General features: G+C 64.9%; 18 protein-coding genes and 1 pseudogene. 14 read left to right on the top strand and 5 right to left on the bottom strand.

Annotated elements, in window-relative coordinates; genetic code table 11:
• Nucleotides 1-132: 132 nt before the first annotated feature.
• The 4 genes from ACNJYB_RS31810 to ACNJYB_RS31795 all read left to right on the top strand — a co-directional run bounded on the left by ACNJYB_RS31810 (nt 133) and on the right by ACNJYB_RS31795 (nt 2,920).
• Nucleotides 133-501, top strand: a complete 369-nt coding sequence (locus tag ACNJYB_RS31810) for a YciI family protein (RefSeq protein ID WP_439370466.1) — start codon at nt 133-135, stop codon at nt 499-501.
• Entirely contained in the window at nt 498-1,784 is a 1,287-nt protein-coding gene (locus ACNJYB_RS31805) for an RNA polymerase sigma factor (protein WP_439370465.1), read from the top strand. Before ACNJYB_RS31810 ends, ACNJYB_RS31805 begins: the two co-directional genes overlap by 4 nt.
• 149 nt (nt 1,785-1,933) lie before the next feature.
• On the top strand, nt 1,934-2,470 hold the full coding sequence (locus tag ACNJYB_RS31800; protein ID WP_439370464.1) for an SRPBCC family protein: 537 nt from the start codon (nt 1,934-1,936) through the stop codon (nt 2,468-2,470).
• A 36-nt stretch (nt 2,471-2,506) separates the two neighbouring features.
• Nucleotides 2,507-2,920, top strand: coding sequence for a VOC family protein (locus ACNJYB_RS31795; RefSeq protein WP_439370463.1), 414 nt, complete (start codon nt 2,507-2,509; stop codon nt 2,918-2,920).
• Nucleotides 2,921-3,026: 106 nt separating this feature from the next.
• Here ACNJYB_RS31795 and ACNJYB_RS31790 read toward each other — a convergent pair whose 3' ends face one another.
• The 4 genes from ACNJYB_RS31790 to ACNJYB_RS31775 all read right to left on the bottom strand — a co-directional run bounded on the left by ACNJYB_RS31790 (nt 3,027) and on the right by ACNJYB_RS31775 (nt 5,945).
• Nucleotides 3,027-3,377, bottom strand: a complete 351-nt coding sequence (locus tag ACNJYB_RS31790; RefSeq protein ID WP_439370462.1) for a hypothetical protein — start codon at nt 3,375-3,377, stop codon at nt 3,027-3,029.
• A 637-nt stretch (nt 3,378-4,014) separates the two neighbouring features.
• A complete protein-coding gene (locus ACNJYB_RS31785) occupies nt 4,015-4,452 on the bottom strand; it encodes a hypothetical protein (protein ID WP_439370461.1) in 438 nt (145 codons plus the stop codon).
• A 154-nt stretch (nt 4,453-4,606) separates the two neighbouring features.
• Nucleotides 4,607-5,395 (bottom strand): SDR family NAD(P)-dependent oxidoreductase, encoded by a 789-nt coding sequence (locus tag ACNJYB_RS31780; RefSeq protein WP_439370460.1) that lies wholly within the window; start codon nt 5,393-5,395, stop codon nt 4,607-4,609.
• A gap of 370 nt (nt 5,396-5,765) precedes the next feature.
• Nucleotides 5,766-5,945: a hypothetical protein gene (locus ACNJYB_RS31775; protein ID WP_439375801.1), complete on the bottom strand. Its 180-nt coding sequence runs from the start codon at nt 5,943-5,945 to the stop codon at nt 5,766-5,768.
• Between ACNJYB_RS31775 and ACNJYB_RS31770 the strand changes: the two are divergent.
• The 5 genes and pseudogenes from ACNJYB_RS31770 to ACNJYB_RS31750 all read left to right on the top strand — a co-directional run.
• Nucleotides 5,944-6,179, top strand: a pseudogene (locus ACNJYB_RS31770) (DUF4440 domain-containing protein); the annotation flags it as partial. The gene ACNJYB_RS31775 and the pseudogene ACNJYB_RS31770 overlap by 2 nt on opposite strands.
• A gap of 121 nt (nt 6,180-6,300) precedes the next feature.
• Complete coding sequence (locus ACNJYB_RS31765; protein WP_439370459.1) at nt 6,301-6,705, top strand: YciI family protein; 405 nt, start codon at nt 6,301-6,303, stop codon at nt 6,703-6,705.
• Nucleotides 6,706-6,764: 59 nt separating this feature from the next.
• Complete coding sequence (locus ACNJYB_RS31760) at nt 6,765-7,130, top strand: hypothetical protein (RefSeq protein ID WP_439370458.1); 366 nt, start codon at nt 6,765-6,767, stop codon at nt 7,128-7,130.
• A gap of 125 nt (nt 7,131-7,255) precedes the next feature.
• A complete protein-coding gene (locus ACNJYB_RS31755) occupies nt 7,256-7,996 on the top strand; it encodes a TetR/AcrR family transcriptional regulator (RefSeq protein WP_439370457.1) in 741 nt (246 codons plus the stop codon).
• Nucleotides 7,997-8,117: 121 nt separating this feature from the next.
• Nucleotides 8,118-8,609, top strand: coding sequence for a DUF2852 domain-containing protein (locus ACNJYB_RS31750; protein WP_439370456.1), 492 nt, complete (start codon nt 8,118-8,120; stop codon nt 8,607-8,609).
• 156 nt (nt 8,610-8,765) lie between these two features.
• On the opposite strand, the gene ACNJYB_RS31745 is transcribed toward ACNJYB_RS31750, so the two are convergent.
• Nucleotides 8,766-9,929, bottom strand: a complete 1,164-nt coding sequence (locus ACNJYB_RS31745; protein ID WP_439370455.1) for an acyl-CoA desaturase — start codon at nt 9,927-9,929, stop codon at nt 8,766-8,768.
• A 297-nt stretch (nt 9,930-10,226) separates the two neighbouring features.
• On the opposite strand from ACNJYB_RS31745, the gene ACNJYB_RS31740 reads away from it, so the two are divergent.
• The 5 genes from ACNJYB_RS31740 (at nt 10,227) to ACNJYB_RS31720 (ending at nt 14,802) form a co-directional block, all read left to right on the top strand.
• On the top strand, nt 10,227-10,994 hold the full coding sequence (locus tag ACNJYB_RS31740) for a serine O-acetyltransferase (RefSeq protein WP_439370454.1): 768 nt from the start codon (nt 10,227-10,229) through the stop codon (nt 10,992-10,994).
• A gap of 25 nt (nt 10,995-11,019) precedes the next feature.
• Nucleotides 11,020-11,730, top strand: a complete 711-nt coding sequence (locus ACNJYB_RS31735; protein WP_439370453.1) for an SDR family NAD(P)-dependent oxidoreductase — start codon at nt 11,020-11,022, stop codon at nt 11,728-11,730.
• 895 nt (nt 11,731-12,625) lie between these two features.
• Complete coding sequence (gene tolQ, locus ACNJYB_RS31730; RefSeq protein ID WP_018641591.1) at nt 12,626-13,342, top strand: protein TolQ; 717 nt, start codon at nt 12,626-12,628, stop codon at nt 13,340-13,342.
• 43 nt (nt 13,343-13,385) lie between these two features.
• Complete coding sequence (gene tolR, locus ACNJYB_RS31725) at nt 13,386-13,838, top strand: protein TolR (RefSeq protein ID WP_080139316.1); 453 nt, start codon at nt 13,386-13,388, stop codon at nt 13,836-13,838.
• A gap of 4 nt (nt 13,839-13,842) precedes the next feature.
• A complete protein-coding gene (locus ACNJYB_RS31720; protein WP_439370452.1) occupies nt 13,843-14,802 on the top strand; it encodes a protein TolA in 960 nt (319 codons plus the stop codon).
• The last annotated feature ends 9 nt before the right edge of the window (nt 14,803-14,811 follow it).

Raw genomic sequence — 14,811 nt, 5'->3', positions numbered from 1 at the left:
GTCAGGTTCCGCTTTTGGAGGCTCTCCTTGGCACGATCTGCCGGATTTTTCTTGCAAAATTTTTCCGCAGCCCTGTCGGCGCAGGGCATAGTGGATCGTCTTCAGAACGAGAGGTCGGGGAAGGGACTGCCCATGCTTTATGCGATTCTTTGCTATCACGATGAGGACTTCGTCGGCTCCTGGAGCAAGGAGCAGGACGAGGCCGTGATGAAGAAGCTCGCCGTGGTGCAGGAGAAGCTCACCAAGCAGGGCCGGCTCGGGCCGGTGGCGCGGCTGCTGCCGACCACCGCGGCTGCGACCCTGCGCAAGGAGGACCCGCCGCTGGTGCTCGACGGTCCCTATGCCGAGACCAAGGAGCAATTGCTCGGCTTCTACATCGTGGATTGCAAGAACCTCGATGACGCCCTCGACGTCGCGCGCGAGCTCGGCGCAGCCAATCCCGGCGGCGCCTATGAGGTGCGTCCCGTCGGCGTGTTCCGGCCCGGAGGAAACCTGACGTGAGCGAGACCGAGACTGCCTGGATCGAGACTGCGCTGACCTCGGCGCGACCCCAGGCAGTCGGCGCGCTGCTGCGCTATTTCCGCGATCTGGACACCGCCGAGGAAGCCTTCCAGAACGCCTGCCTGCGCGCGCTGAAAAGCTGGCCGCAGAACGGGCCGCCGCGCGATCCCGCGGCATGGCTGATCATGGTCGGCCGCAACGTCGCGATTGACGAAGTGCGCCGGACCCGCAAGCAGCAGCCGCTGCCCGACGACGACCAGGCGATTTCCGATCTCGACGACGCCGAGGGCGCGCTCGCCGAGCGACTCGACGGCTCGCATTATCGCGACGACATCCTGCGGCTGATGTTCATCTGCTGCCATCCGCAGCTGCCGGCGACGCAGCAGATCGCGCTGGCCTTGCGCATCGTCTCGGGCCTCACCGTGAAGCAGATCGCACGCGCCTTCCTGGTCTCGGACGCGGCGATGGAGCAGCGGATCACGCGCGCCAAGGCGAAGGTGGCGGAGGCGGGGACGCCGTTCGAAGCCCCCGGCGCCGTCGAGCGCGCCGAGCGGCTCGCCGGCGTGGCGGCGATGATCTACCTGATCTTCAACGAGGGCTATTCCGCGAGCGGCGATACCGCCGAGATCAGGAAGCCCTTGTGCGAGGAGGCGATCCGGCTGGCGCGGCTGCTGCTGCGGCTGTTCCCGAGCGAGCCTGAGATCATGGGGCTCACGGCGCTGATCCTGTTGCAGCATGCCCGCAGCGCCGCGCGCTTTGCGGCGGATGGCTCGCTGATCCTGCTCGGCGACCAGGACCGTTCGCTGTGGAATGGCGCCATGATCGCGGAAGGCCTCGCCTTGATCGACAAGGCGATGCGCCATCGCCGCAGCGGGCCATACCAGATCCAGGCCGCGATCGCCGCACTGCATGCGCGCGCGTCGACGCCGGAGGAGACCGACTGGGCCCAGATCGACCTGCTCTACGGCGCGCTCGAGCTGGTGCAGCCTTCGCCCGTGGTGACGCTCAACCGCTCCGTCGCGGTCTCCAAGGTCCGCGGAGCCCAGGCCGCGCTCGACCTGATCGAGCCGCTGGCGCCGAAACTCGCCAACTACTTCCATTTCTATGGCGTGCGTGGCGCCTTCCTGATGCAGCTCGGTCGCAACGACGAAGCCCGAACCGCCTTCGACCGCGCCATCGCGCTGGCCAACACCTCCGCCGAAGCCGCCCACATCCGCATGCATCTCGACCGGCTGATCCGGGACAGCCAGCCGAAGGCAAAGGAAAGCGCGAAGGCGAAGTAGGGCGCCCGTCATTCCGGGGCGGTGGGCAATTGCGCACCTGTGGTCTGGTCCTTCGGACCATCCCGGAATGACGATCAAAAAAACATTCCATCAATTGTCGGCCCCCGCCGTTCCCCTTCGTCTTGATCCCGTAGCCAGGGAGCCATTCATTGCTGAAACCCATTACCGTCATCGTCATCGTTCTCGCCGTCGGCATCGCCGGAGTCCTCGTCTTCGCATTGAGCAAGCCGGACACGTTCCGCGTTGAGCGTTCCCTGGCCATGAAGGCACCCGCCGCCGCGATCTATCCGCAGGTGGCCGATTTCCGCTTCTGGACCAGCTGGTCGCCGTACGAGAACCGCGATCCCGCTATGAAACGCAGCTTCGGTGGAACCGCGGCAGGAAAGGGCGCGACCTATGCCTGGGACGGCAACAACAATGTCGGCGCCGGCCACATGGAGATCCTCGAGGCGAGCTCACCGTCGAAGCTCCGCATCAAGCTCGATTTCGAGCGGCCCTTCGAAGGCCACAACACCGCCGAGTTCACCTTTGTGCCGCAGGGCGATACCACTCTGGTCACATGGGCGATGTACGGTCCGGCCCCGTTCATGTCCAAGGTGATGCAGGTCTTCATCAACATGGACAGCATGATCGGCAAGGATTTCGAAGCTGGTCTCGCGAGCCTCAAGAAGCTCGCCGAGAAATAACGCAACGATTGCCCAGGAAGAAAGAGGAGAGAAACGATGCTCAATCCCTATCTGTTCTATCAGGACACCTGCGAAGCGGCGTTCACCTATTACGCCAAGGTCCTCGGCGGCAAGATCGACGCGATGATGCGAGCATCCGAAGCGCCGCCGGACATGCCGGCTGCACCCGGCCGCGAGAAGATGATCATGCATGCGCGGCTGTCGTTGCCCGACGGCAGCGTCTTGATGGCCTCCGATGCGCCAGGCGAGCACTTTCACAAGCCGCAGGGCTTTTCGGTCTCGCTGACGATCACGGACGTCGCGGACGCCGAGCGCAGGTTCAATGCGCTCGCCGACGGCGGCACCGTCACGATGCCCTTCAGCAAGACCTTCTGGGCCAAGGGTTTTGGCATGTGCGTCGACAGGTTCGGCATTCCCTGGATGGTGAACTGCCCGGCGGAGGGCATGTGACAGCCTTGGTCGCCTGACACGCCCGGCGGCGCGCCCCTTTCGATCATTGCGGGTCAGGGCGCGCCCCGGGCTGGGCACGTCAAATACAGATCGGCTTATGCGCCTCTCACCGGATTGATCCGGTCACGTCTTCGCCGGACGGCGGAGACTGAACGCAGCGCGGGCAGATCACGAGCTTGGTGCCGAGGGTTCTGTCGTTCTCCGCTTCGATCTCGTCGTGGACCGCCCACCACGCTTCGGAGTACGGACGCAAGGTGGCGAGCACTTTTTCCCGCTCCTGATTGGGATTGTCCTGCGCAGGTAGCGGATTGGCAGCGCGCCGCTTTGCGACGTGAGAGCGATTCGGGTTCTGGCCGAGGCCGTCCCATGCGACCGGACGACGCTCCTGCGCCGGTGCGACCGCGCATCCCATGAGTGCTGCGCAAAAACCAAGCAAGAACAAGCCGTGCCGCATCATGCCGGGCCTTCGGAGCGGTAGGCGACACGCAAATTCCGCTTGGGAAGTATCGCATCGCGCCAGTTGAATGGAAGTAAGGGACGACGTGGCCGGCATGAGGGATCATGCTCGCCTCACTTTGCGGGAGCAGTGAGGCCGCTTCGTGAAAACGGTGCGGCCCGCATCGCACAACAACTGGCGCAATAATAGGCTGTGAACCCAGCGTCAGAATCGCTAATCATTCCTTCATAAATTCTACAAACTGGGATGGACGTGACTTGGAAGGGGAGCGACCGATGGTGGCGGCGCTACAGATCAACTTTGCACTCTGGGGTATGCTCATCTGCGCGAGCATGGAACTGGCGCAGATGATCCAGCGGTTCTTCTAGAACCGACGAAGCGTGTGACGGGCGCAATATGTCGCCGGCGCCCTTGCCCGTCAGCTCACGAGCAATGCGATGAGCGTGAAGCTGACACTTGCGATGACGAGCATCGAGGCGATGTAGTTGCGCGGCCGCGCCGTCCGGGAGGGCGTCGGTTTCCCCTGCCGCGGCGGCTCGACGCCGGCGGCACGGTCGCGGTGTCTGCGTCCCCGCCGACATATTTCACATAGAGCTCGAGCAGCCGCAGCTCGGACGCGCCAGCGGCGCCCAGGGCGTCAGCGGCAGCGCGGATAGATGGCGGCGAGATCGCGCCCCTTCAGCAGCAGTAGCCGCGAAGTGAGACCGCCGCGGCGGCTGATCCAGTCGCGCACCGGGCCGGGATAGGCGGCCAGCACCGCTTCGGATGCTTCGGGCTCGGCATAGATGCGCCCGGCCCGGTCGATCGAACGCGCGGCATGGAAGCCGAGCACGGCGCGCCTCGTGACGCAGATACGCTCGCCCGGCACGATGCTCAGCACCAGCGTGCAGGCGGACAGGCAGGGACCGTCGATCACCACGCGCTCGCCGCTCTCGCGCACCCTCTCGAACAGATCGAGGAACGGCCCAACCTGACCGCCCGGCGACTGGATGATACGGATTTCGGCGGCCGCGGGCGTGGCGGCGAGCAGGGTGGATGCGAGCATCAGGGCTTTGAGGGAGGTGACGCGTCGCATGAACTCTCCACCAACTCGGTTTCGCAGGGTGGGTTAGCCCTACGGCTGCGCGGAGCGCAGTCCGTTGGCGTAACCCACCGCCTTTCTCGCCGCGTGCAAAGAGATGGGTTACGCGCCTGCACTTCGCGCAGCCGCAAGCCCACCCTCTAAGGTTCTACCCGTTCCACCGTTGCCCACGTAGCGTCGGCAGGCCGATGCCGGCCGCATCGAAGCCGCCATCAACGGCCAAAATTTGACCGGTGATGTAGCTCGCACCGCCTGAGCACAGGAAATAGATTGCGTCCGCGAGTTCCTCTTCCAGGCCGTAACGGTTGAGCGGAATGGCGTCGTGATAATCGGCGCGGATCTCCTTGGTATGCACCTGCTTGGCCATCGCGGTGTCGACCGGCCCGGGAGCAACTGCGTTGACCCGGATGTTGAGCGAGGCAAGCTCGACCGCAAGCTGCTTTGTCAGGTGCGCAAGGCCAGCCTTGCTGGTGCCGTAGGCCGAGCGCAGCGTCGAGGCGCGCACCGCCGAGATCGAGGTGATGTTGACGATGGCGCCGCCGCCCTGCTCGCGCATCAGCGGCGCGGCCGCCTTGGTGCACAGGAACGGGCCGGTGAGATTGACCGCCATGATCCTGCTCCAGTCGGCGTCGCTGGTCTCCAGCACGGGCGCGAACACGGCGACGCCGGCATTGTTGACGAGGGCATCGAGCCGGCCGAAGCGGCTCATGACCGCCGCCGTCGCAGCGCCCACGGCCGCTGCGTCGGATACGTCGCAGGTGATCGCCAGCGTGTTGTCGGGGTCGTTCAGCGCCGCGGCCGCGCTCGCCTGCAGCTCGCCCTCGATGTCGAGCAGCGCCACGCGCCAGCCCTCGTCAAGGAACTTCTTCGCGGTCGCAAGCCCGATCCCCCGCGCGGCTCCGGTGACGAGGGCGACTTTTTGCGCGGCTTGCGGCATGGGCTGGTCTGTCCTGGATCGAAAAGGGCGTGGGTGGGCACGGCTTCTTTTACTGCGCTTGGTCCCGGGACAAAAGGCTTATGCCGATGGAGCCGAGCGCTTGCGCGCTCGAGCCGTCGCCTCTGAAAGGACGAGAAGCTGGGTCTCCACGTTGAGATGCGAGCTGGAGAGCGACGCCGGCGCTCCTTGCTGCGTCATTGCGAGCGCAGCAGAGCAATCCAGGGTCTTTCCGCGGAGGGATTCTGGATTGCTTCGCTGCGCTCGCCATGACGCTGTGGGGACCGCGAGTGAGACTGCATCTCCGTCACCCTGAGGCGGCCGCCTCTTCAGCGGCCCTCGAAGGGCGACGGAGATAGACGGGAAGTCGCGCCTATGCCAGCTCCGCCGAGGCGCGCTGCATGTTGGTCGACATGTCCGCCGTCACGATGCTCTGCTCCTCGACCGCGGCGGCGGTGGAGGCGATGAACTCGTCGACGGCAGCGATCGCGACCTTGATCGCGCTCAGGAAGGTCGCGACGTTCGATCGTGGGGTTGCCGCGGTCGGCTTCAAGGCAGCCTATTTCCAACGCTGCTGGAGGGACAGCGGCTGGATCGCGCGGCATGAGATCGAGCGGATTTTCGTCCGGGGCGATGAGGCCTTTGTCACCTATTGCTGCCTGGCAACGGACGGCAGGAGCTTTCGCAACACCGAGTTCTTCACCTTCGCCGGCGGCAAGGTCCGGCGCATCGACGCTATTTCGGTGCCGCCCGGCAGGATGGCCGTTTCCTGCCGCAGCCGCGCTAGCGCGGCGCAATACCTTGCGAATAATTTTTGCCGCCCTGTCGGTTCCGTAGGATCTCGCTCGTCTTGGAGGCGAGGGCTTGCGGCTCCCGCCGCTCTCCCAACAGTGAAACTAGGGAACACCATGCGATTCATGATGCTCATGATCCCGCTCGGCTACGAGAGCGCGCCAGCGGACGTCCAACTCGATCCCGAGCGCGTCGCCGCGATGATGCGCTACAACGAGGCCCTGAAGGATGCCGGCGTGCTGATCACGCTGGATGGCCTGCATCCGCCCTCGATGGGCGCGCGCGTCTCGTTCGCGACCGGCGCGCCTGTCGTGACCGACGGTCCCTTCGCGGAGTCCAAGGAAGTTCTGGGCGGCTACTGGATGATCGAGGTCGCCTCGCGCGCCGAGGCGATCGCGTGGGCCAAGGAGTGCCCGGCATCGCCGAACGAAATCATCGAGATCCGGCAAGTGCAGGAGATGAGCGACTTTCCGCCGGAGGTGCAGGCGGCCGCCGCCGGCTTCGACGACCTGAAGCAATAGTCACAGCGGCCGCGGAACATTCCACGGCTGCCGTCAATCGATCAACAAGGAGAGAACCGATGAGCACCGAACACAAATTCCTCGCCGTCTATCTCGGCAGCACGAGCGGGTCGAAAATGAAGGCTTGGCACGCACTTCCCGAGGCAGAACGGAAGGCCAGAGAGCGCGAGGGCATGGCCGCCTGGCACGGTTGGGTCGAGAAGCACCAGGACGTCATCATCGAGATGGGGGGCCCGCTCGGCAAGACCCGCAGGATCGACGCAAGCGGCATCACCGAGATCAGCAACGCGCTGACCGGCTTCACGGTGGTGCGGGCCGCCTCGCAGGAGGATGCTGCAAAGCTGTTCGAGAACCATCCGCATTTTGCGATCTTCCCGGGCGAGGCGATCGAGGTCATGCCAGTGCTGCCGATTCCGCAGATGTAGCCCTGCCAAGGTCTTTCCGAGCGCGATGCTGACGCATCGGCCCGGCAGGACCGTGGAAGTACGGGTTAATCACGCGCGATTCCCGCTAGTGACCTTCACGCCCGGCTCATGTAAAAGCCGTTCACATGAGCTGGCGCAAGGAGCAGCGCCGCGCCGAGCGCGGCTATCACCACGGCAATCTGAAGGAAGCCCTGTTGCAGGCCGCCCTTGGGCTGATCGCCGAGAAGGGGGCGGCCGGCTTCACCTTCGCCGATGCCGCGCGCATGGCCGGCGTCAGTGCGGCCGCGCCCTACCGGCATTTCCGCGACCGCGACGAACTCCTGTCCTCGATCGCCCAGCGCGGCTTCGAGCAGTTCGAGGCGCGCCTCACCGCGGCTTGGGACGACGGCCGTCCCGACACGGTCACGGCGTTCGAGCGCGTTGGCAAGGCCTATCTCGCCTTCGCCCGCGAGGAGCCGGCCTTCTACAACGCGATGTTCGAATCGGGGCTGCCGGTCGATGCCAATCCGGCGCTGCAGGCCGCGAGCGAACGCGCCTTCAACATCATCCGCGCAGCGGCCGAACGGCTTGCCGCGCTGGCTCCGCCCGGTACGCCGCGGCCGCCGGCGATGATGATGGCGCTGCACATCTGGTCGATGGCACATGGCGTGGCCTCGCTGTTCTCGCGGGGCGATGCCGCGCGGCGAAAGCTACCGATGTCGCCGGACGAGCTGCTCGAGGCCGAGGTGCTGATCTATCTGCGCGGCCTCGGCTTCCCGACCGATCGCCGACCGCCTGCGAAAGGTGCCGAGCCGCCGCCGGTACCGCCGGAGGCCTCCTCCGGTTCAGGCGTGCCGCCGGGCGGGCCCTGGGGCAAGCCGAAATAAAGTTGCGCAAATAATTCGCCCGGCGTGTCAGCCGGCCAGCTTGACAAAATCGCGGGATGGTCTAGCTATGTAAATGTTATTTACATTCACAACGGCGCTGGTGCCGTGATGGAGATGGGAAATGGCCTACACCGCTGATGTCAATCGATGGCGCGGCCCTTCGGATCAATACCAACAGTACGAGCGTCCCCGCATGCTCGACACGCCCTGGCATCCCGGCTGGATCGCCGTGACCATCCTCGGCTTCATGATCTGGTGGCCGATCGGACTTGCCCTTCTCTTTTTCACACTCGGGAGCAGAAGAATGTCGTGCTGGAGCCACCCGGATCGCTGGCAGAACAAGATGGAAAAGATGCAGTACAAGATGGACCGCATGCGCGACCGCATGGAGCGCCGCGGCTTCGGCTTTGGCTTCGGCCCACCGTCCTCCGGCAACCGCGCCTTCGACGAGTACCGCGCCGAGACGCTGCAGCGGCTCGAGGAAGAGCAGCGCGAGTTCAAGGATTTCCTGACCCGTCTGCGTCACGCCAAGGACAAGGAAGAGTTCGACCAGTTCATGGCGCAGCACAAGACCCGTCCGACCCCGCCGCCGAACGACCAGCAGCAGGGCTGATCTGAAGTCGACACCTCTCAAAAGCCTTCAGGCACATGCCCCCAAAGTCCTGATGGCCCCGAGCCGCCCGTCTGCGCAACCCGCAGGCGGGCGGTTTGGTTTGGGGAGTGCGGCTGGGCAGCCGCGACGTTCAGATTGGCCTCGCAGGTCACCTGGTCAGCGCACTGTGACGAGCTGCGCGCGGACCGACGTCAAGAAGTGCTCATAGGCGTGGTCCACGATCTCGTTGAGCGACCGGGTTCGCGCGAACATCGCCCTCGCCTCGGTGAGAAACTCCTCGCGGGTCGGGATCTTCGGCAGATGCAGATGCGTCAGCGCATCGACGCCTTCGTGGGCGCGATTGAAGATGTCGTGCAGCGTCGGCAGTTGCAGCTGGGCGAGATCGGCCCTGTGCAGTGCCGACGAGATCGCGTGCGCCAGCGCATGGGCGTCGAACCGCCCGGCAAGCTGGCGGGCCGCCCGGTTGATGACCCGCGCGCCGAGCCGCTGCTCGTTGCGCAGCACCAGTTCGGGGGGCGCCTTCATGTTCCAGACGATGCGGAACCAGGACAGGACCTTCAGGATGTAATAGGTCACGTCGACTTCCCACCAGCGAAAGCCTTGTCGCACGCTACTCTGATAGGCGTGGTGATTGTTGTGCCAGCCCTCACCGAGAGTGACTAACGCCAGCAGCCAGTTGTTGCGGGAATCGTCGCCCGTCACGTAGCGCTGGCGTCCGTGCACATGGGCGAGGGAGTTGATGCAGAAGGTCGCGTGATAGACCAGCACCGTGCTCCACAGGAAACCGACCACCAGACCCGACCATCCCGCCGCTGCGAAGCAGAGTACCGCCAGCACAACGGCCGGCAGCAGCTCCAGCCGATGCAGCCACATCAGCTCCGGATAGACCGTGAGATCGCCGACTTTCACGAGGTCGGTGGCGTCGTGCTGCCGGTAGAAGATCCAGCCGACATGGCTGTACAGGAAGCCGCGTTGGCGCGGCGAATGCACGTCCAGTTCGGTATCGGAATGCAGATGATGGTGCCGATGCTTGGCCGCCCACCACAGAACGCTCTTCTGCGCGCTGCTCTGCGCGAGGCAGGCCAGGATGAATTGAAACGCGCGCCCTGTCGCAAACGCCTTATGCGAGAAATAGCGGTGGTACCCTGCTCCGATTCCAAACATGCGCACGATGTAGAGTGCACCGCAGATCGCGAGGGCCTGCCAGGTAATGCCCGACCAAATGGCCGCGAAGCAGCCGAGATGGACCAGCACGAATGGTATGGCGGAGGGATACATGACGTCGTCATGGTGGTCGTCGGCAGGCGCGTTGGGCGACATGTCTTGGCGTGACCTTGGGTGAGGGGGATCGGGTTATCGCATCGGTCGCGCAGGACGCCGGGTACGAAAAACCCGCGGATGGCGGACCACCGCGGGGGCTTGAGAATGCTCTGCGTGGACATCCCCGGCCAACGCAGCGTCGGCCGAACAGCTGACGAACTATATGGCCGCGGGTGCCTGGCATGCAAGCTCGTAGCCTCACGGGGACTGCGGCATGTTGATCGGGCGGCATGGCGCGCAGGCAACCCGCGCCCTATATTCGGCACCTGAGTAGGCGCCAGAATACCGGAGGCGACAATGGCGGAAGCCGCGATCATGGCGAGCGACAGCCTCTGGCGGAAGATTCGCTGTGAGGCGCAGCGCGCGGCCGCCGCCGATCCCGTGTTCGGCAAGGCCCTCGCCGGAGCCGTTCTCGCCCATGACGATTTTGCCGCAGCCCTGGCTCATTTGATCGGCCAGCGGCTTGGCATCGGCGCCACCGAGCGCGCGCGCTTCACCTCATTTTCTCTTGACGCCTTTCGCGGGTCGCCGGGCCTGATCGAAGCCGCCGCCTGCGATTTGCAAGCCATCGCACGCCGCGATCCCGCCATCGCCGAACTGCTGCCGCCGTTGCTGCACTACAAGGGCTACGTCGCGCTGCAAGCCTGGCGCGTCTCGCACTGGCTCTGGCATCGCGGCCATATCGATTCGGCGCTGCTGTTCCAGAATGAAGCCTCGAACGTCCTGCAGGTCAGCATTCACCCGGCGGCCAGCCTCGGGTCGGGGGTCTATCTCGACCACGCCACCGGCATCGTGATCGGCGCCAATGTCGTGATCGGCGACGACGTCACCATCCTTCAGAACGTCAGCATCGGCCGGCATAGCGAGCTGCCGGCGCGTTCGCCGCGTATCGGCCGCGGCGTTTACATCGGCGGCGGTGCGACCATCCTCGGCGACATCAGCATCGGCGACTTCGCCAAGATCGGCGCCGGCACGGTGGTGACGTCGGACATTCCCGCCGGCTGCACCGCGGTCGGCAATCCCGCGCGATTGACCAACTGCCCCGAGCCCGCATCCGCGGCCTGATCCCATCATTTCTCGGAGACTCCCCATGAAGACGGCAATCGTGATCGGCGTCGGCCCGGACCGCGGGCTCGGGGCCCGGCTCTGCAAGCGCTTTGCGGCCGACGGACTGAAACTAATCGTCGCCGGCCGCACGCTGTCCGCGCTGCAGGCGGTTGCGGACGACATCACCAAGGCGGGCGGCGTGGCCGTGCCCGTCGTCGCGGACGCGACCAGCGAGCGCGACATCGTCGCCCTGTTCGATGCCGCCGGCGACCACCTCGATCTCGCCATCTACAACGCCGGCAACAACACGCCCGGCAAGATCATCGACATGGACGCCGCCTATTTCGAAAAGGCCTGGCGCGTGGTCTGCTTCGGCGGCTTCCTGTTCGGCCGCGAGGCGGTGCGCCGCATGGTGCCGAAGAAGTCAGGCACGCTGCTCTTCACCGGCGCCAGCGCCTCGTTGCGCGGACGCTCCGGCTACGGTGCTTTCAACTCGTCCAAGGCTGGTCTGCGCACGCTGGCTCAGGCCATGGCCAAGGAATATGCGGGCGACGGCATCCATGTCGGCCATGTCGTGGTCGACGGCGCCATCGCCGGCGACAAGATCTTCTCGCGCTTTCCGGATGCGGCCGGCCGCGAGGACAGCCTGATCGACATCGAAGGCATCGTCGATGCCTTCGGCTTCCTCTACCGCCAGCCCGAACGCGCCTGGTCGTTCGAGCTCGATGTGCGGACCTCGAAGGAGAAGTGGTAGCAACCCACCCGCAAGAGCGTCGCCCGTGACGACGATCGATACCGGACCGCCAGCACGCTGTTGCGCGTGGATCGTTCGCACCGTAGTGACGATTGTTGCCGACCTGCTTGCCGTCAAGCGACGGCGCGCCGACAATGATGACTGCGAGATGGTTCGCAGGTTGCGGCGGTCCGAATTTGTGGCCCATGCCCTCCAGAATCTTGCGCGTGTCCGGCGACAGCCCGAGGGAGCATGAGGACGTGGTCAAGTTGTGGAACACGCCGATGGCGTCTTGGTGGCGGCCGGAGCAAGCGCCTCGTCCTTCGAGACGACCGCTTCCAGCGGTCTCCTCACAGGATGAGGCTAGACTAAGCAGCAGCATTGGCACCTTGAAATTGTTGCCGCGCACTCCGCCCTCATCCTGTGAGGGGGCCCCCCCCCCCCCGCTATCGGCGGGCGTCTCGAAGGACGCGCTGTGGGCGAGCTATCCGCCACCCTTCTCCATATGCCATACCCCGCAAGGCGAGGAGGGAACCTTGTCTCGCGCCGGGGTGCGCGGCTCGCCCAGGCCTCACGCGCGTGCCTGCCGTCGCGGAAAACGGCCATCCCCCTGCGCTGCCTGCCTTTCCCGCAGCCAAATTCGCCGCCGGTAACCCCGCATTAACCATCGGCGGGCTCTGGTAAGTGTGGACAGGCGTGCCCGGAGCCCGAAGTCAAGGCCTGGGGTCAAGGCCCCTTAGTTTTGACATCTTGGCAGGGAATGCAGGCGGCCGGCTTTGGACGAGCCCTGCACCCCAGAAAGACAAGGCTTTGAGCGGGCTTGCCGGCCGCGCGGTTGGCGCGGCGGTTGGGGAACCGGCGGTCATTTGCTGGCCGTGACATGAGGTTTAGAGATCGCCTTGAGAGGATACTGCTTATGAATCCGGCCGACGTGGCTCAGTCAGCCCTTCCGGTTGCCGCTTCCGCGGACGTGTCGCTGATCGCGCTGTTCTGGCAGGCTCACTGGATCGTGAAAGCGGTGATGCTGGGACTTCTGTCCTGCTCGGTCTGGGTCTGGGCGATCGCCATCGACAAGATCTTCCTGTTTGCCCGCACCCGCCGCTCGATGGACCGGTTCGAGCAGGCCTTCTGGTCCGGCGAGTCGATCGAGGAGCTCTATCGCACCCTTTCGGCCAAGCCGACGCATTCCATGGCCGCCTGTTTCGTGGCGGCGATGCGGGAGTGGAAGCGCTCCTTCGAGAGCCACGCCCGCTCGGTCGCGGGGCTGCAGATGCGCATCGACAAGGTCATGAACGTCTCGATCGCCCGCGAGGTCGAGCGGCTGGAACGCCGCCTTCTGGTGCTCGCCACCGTGGGCTCCGCCGGCCCCTTCGTCGGCCTGTTCGGCACGGTCTGGGGCATCATGTCGAGCTTCCAGTCGATCGCGGCGTCGAAAAATACCTCTCTCGCGGTGGTCGCCCCCGGCATTGCCGAGGCGCTGTTTGCGACTGCCGTCGGCCTTATCGCCGCCATTCCTGCCACTATTTTCTACAATAAGTTCACCTCCGAGGTGAACCGGCAGGCCCAGCGGCTCGAGGGTTTCGCTGATGAATTTTCGGCCATCTTGTCCCGTCAGATCGACGAGCGGGGCTGACGGACGGCATGTATAGTGTGAAGGGCAATTTGGGCACGCGATCATGGCCATGAACGTTGCGAGTTCGTCCGGAGGCGGCGGGCGCCGTGGCCGGCGCAAGCCCGTCGTGGCCGAGATCAACGTCACGCCGATGGTCGACGTGATGCTGGTGCTGCTCATCATCTTCATGGTGTCGGCGCCGATGCTGACGGTCGGCGTGCCGCTCGACCTGCCGCAGACCCAGGCCAAGAGCCTCGAAAACAACGACCAGAAGCCGCTGCAGATGTCGGTGGACATCAAGGGCAAGGTGTTCATCAACGACGCCGAGGTCGCGATCAACGAGCTGGTGCCGAAGCTGAAGGCGATCACGGATGCGCGCGGCGGGCTCGAGGAGCGCATCTATCTGCGCGCCGACAAGAAGGCGGATTACGGCACGGTGGCCAAGGTGATGGGCCTGTTGTCCGGTGCCGGATTCAAGAAGCTCGCCCTCGTCACGGAAGCGGATCAGGGGTCGTAAGCCGGTGAAGGTGAACGTCGACAAGACACTCGTTGCGTCGATTGCCCTCCATGTCCTCGTGCTTGGGTGGGGGCTGCTCACCTTTAGCAGCAAGGCCTACATCGCGCCGGAGGAGTCGCTTCCGGTCGACATCATCTCCACCGATCAGCTCGCGCAGATGATGACGGGGCAGAAGACCGGCGATAAGAAGCAGCCCAAGCCCAAGGTCGAGAAGATCGCGGAAGCCAAGCCCGAGGAAGACGCCGTCGGCAAGGTCACCGAGAAGAAAGAGCTGATCAAGACCAACTCGACGCCGGAGCCGCCGCCGAAGCCCGTCGAAAAACCGGTCGAGAAGAAGCCCGATCCGCCGAAGCCCGTGGCCGAGGCCAAGCCGAAGGAAGAGCCGAAGCCGCAGGAAAAGAAGCCTGATCCGGCCAAGGAAGATCCGATCGCCGAGCTCCAGAAGAAGCTGGACACCAAGAAGCCGCCACCGAAGCCCGTGGAGCAGAAGGTCGCGGCGGTGCAGCCGCAGCAGCAGCCGAAACCGAAGGAGCGCACCTTCGATCCCGCGCAGATCCAGCGCGATCTCGACAAGCGCGCCGCGACCCGGCACGAGCTCGCAGGCGCCGCGCTGAATGCGTCGGCGTCGTTGGGATCGGCGACCGGGACAGCCGCGAACAACGTCGCGACTTGGCGCGGTGCATTCCAGGGCGCGGTCAAGCGCTGCTTCACGCCCACCTATAACGGCCAGGACGCCGATCAATACGAAGCTGACATCGACATTCCCATGAAGATCGATGGATCGCTCGCATCCGAGCCGATCGTCATCGCGGTCAGGGGACCGTCGCGGTCGATCGCCCAGGCGGTAGCCGAGAGCGCCAAGCGCGCCATCGTGCAGTGCCAGGTCTATTCGTTCATGCCGAAACAGCAGTACGAGAGCTGGAAGCTCATTCCGATGACTTTCGGCCTGAAAGATATGTTGTGACATCCGAAC

Source organism: Bradyrhizobium sp. SMVTL-02 (assembly GCF_051853005.1).
GTDB lineage: Bacteria > Pseudomonadota > Alphaproteobacteria > Rhizobiales > Xanthobacteraceae > Bradyrhizobium.
Note: the sequence above shows the minus strand (reverse complement) of the source record. Positions and strands in the feature narration are given on the sequence as shown.

Bases quoted from the DNA above. Each gene is read 5' to 3' on its own strand.
- ACNJYB_RS31810 (WP_439370466.1), top strand. From the start codon at position 133: ATGCTTTATGCGATTCTTTGCTATCACGATGAGGACTTCGTCGGCTCC.
- ACNJYB_RS31795 (WP_439370463.1), top strand. From the start codon at position 2,507: ATGCTCAATCCCTATCTGTTCTATCAGGACACCTGCGAAGCGGCGTTC.
- ACNJYB_RS31790 (WP_439370462.1), bottom strand. From the start codon at position 3,377: ATGATGCGGCACGGCTTGTTCTTGCTTGGTTTTTGCGCAGCACTCATG.
- ACNJYB_RS31785 (WP_439370461.1), bottom strand. From the start codon at position 4,452: ATGCGACGCGTCACCTCCCTCAAAGCCCTGATGCTCGCATCCACCCTG.
- ACNJYB_RS31780 (WP_439370460.1), bottom strand. From the start codon at position 5,395: ATGCCGCAAGCCGCGCAAAAAGTCGCCCTCGTCACCGGAGCCGCGCGG.
- ACNJYB_RS31765 (WP_439370459.1), top strand. From the start codon at position 6,301: ATGCGATTCATGATGCTCATGATCCCGCTCGGCTACGAGAGCGCGCCA.
- ACNJYB_RS31760 (WP_439370458.1), top strand. From the start codon at position 6,765: ATGAGCACCGAACACAAATTCCTCGCCGTCTATCTCGGCAGCACGAGC.
- ACNJYB_RS31755 (WP_439370457.1), top strand. From the start codon at position 7,256: ATGAGCTGGCGCAAGGAGCAGCGCCGCGCCGAGCGCGGCTATCACCAC.
- ACNJYB_RS31750 (WP_439370456.1), top strand. From the start codon at position 8,118: ATGGCCTACACCGCTGATGTCAATCGATGGCGCGGCCCTTCGGATCAA.
- ACNJYB_RS31745 (WP_439370455.1), bottom strand. From the start codon at position 9,929: ATGTCGCCCAACGCGCCTGCCGACGACCACCATGACGACGTCATGTAT.
- ACNJYB_RS31740 (WP_439370454.1), top strand. From the start codon at position 10,227: ATGGCGGAAGCCGCGATCATGGCGAGCGACAGCCTCTGGCGGAAGATT.
- ACNJYB_RS31735 (WP_439370453.1), top strand. From the start codon at position 11,020: ATGAAGACGGCAATCGTGATCGGCGTCGGCCCGGACCGCGGGCTCGGG.
- tolQ (WP_018641591.1), top strand. From the start codon at position 12,626: ATGAATCCGGCCGACGTGGCTCAGTCAGCCCTTCCGGTTGCCGCTTCC.
- tolR (WP_080139316.1), top strand. From the start codon at position 13,386: ATGGCCATGAACGTTGCGAGTTCGTCCGGAGGCGGCGGGCGCCGTGGC.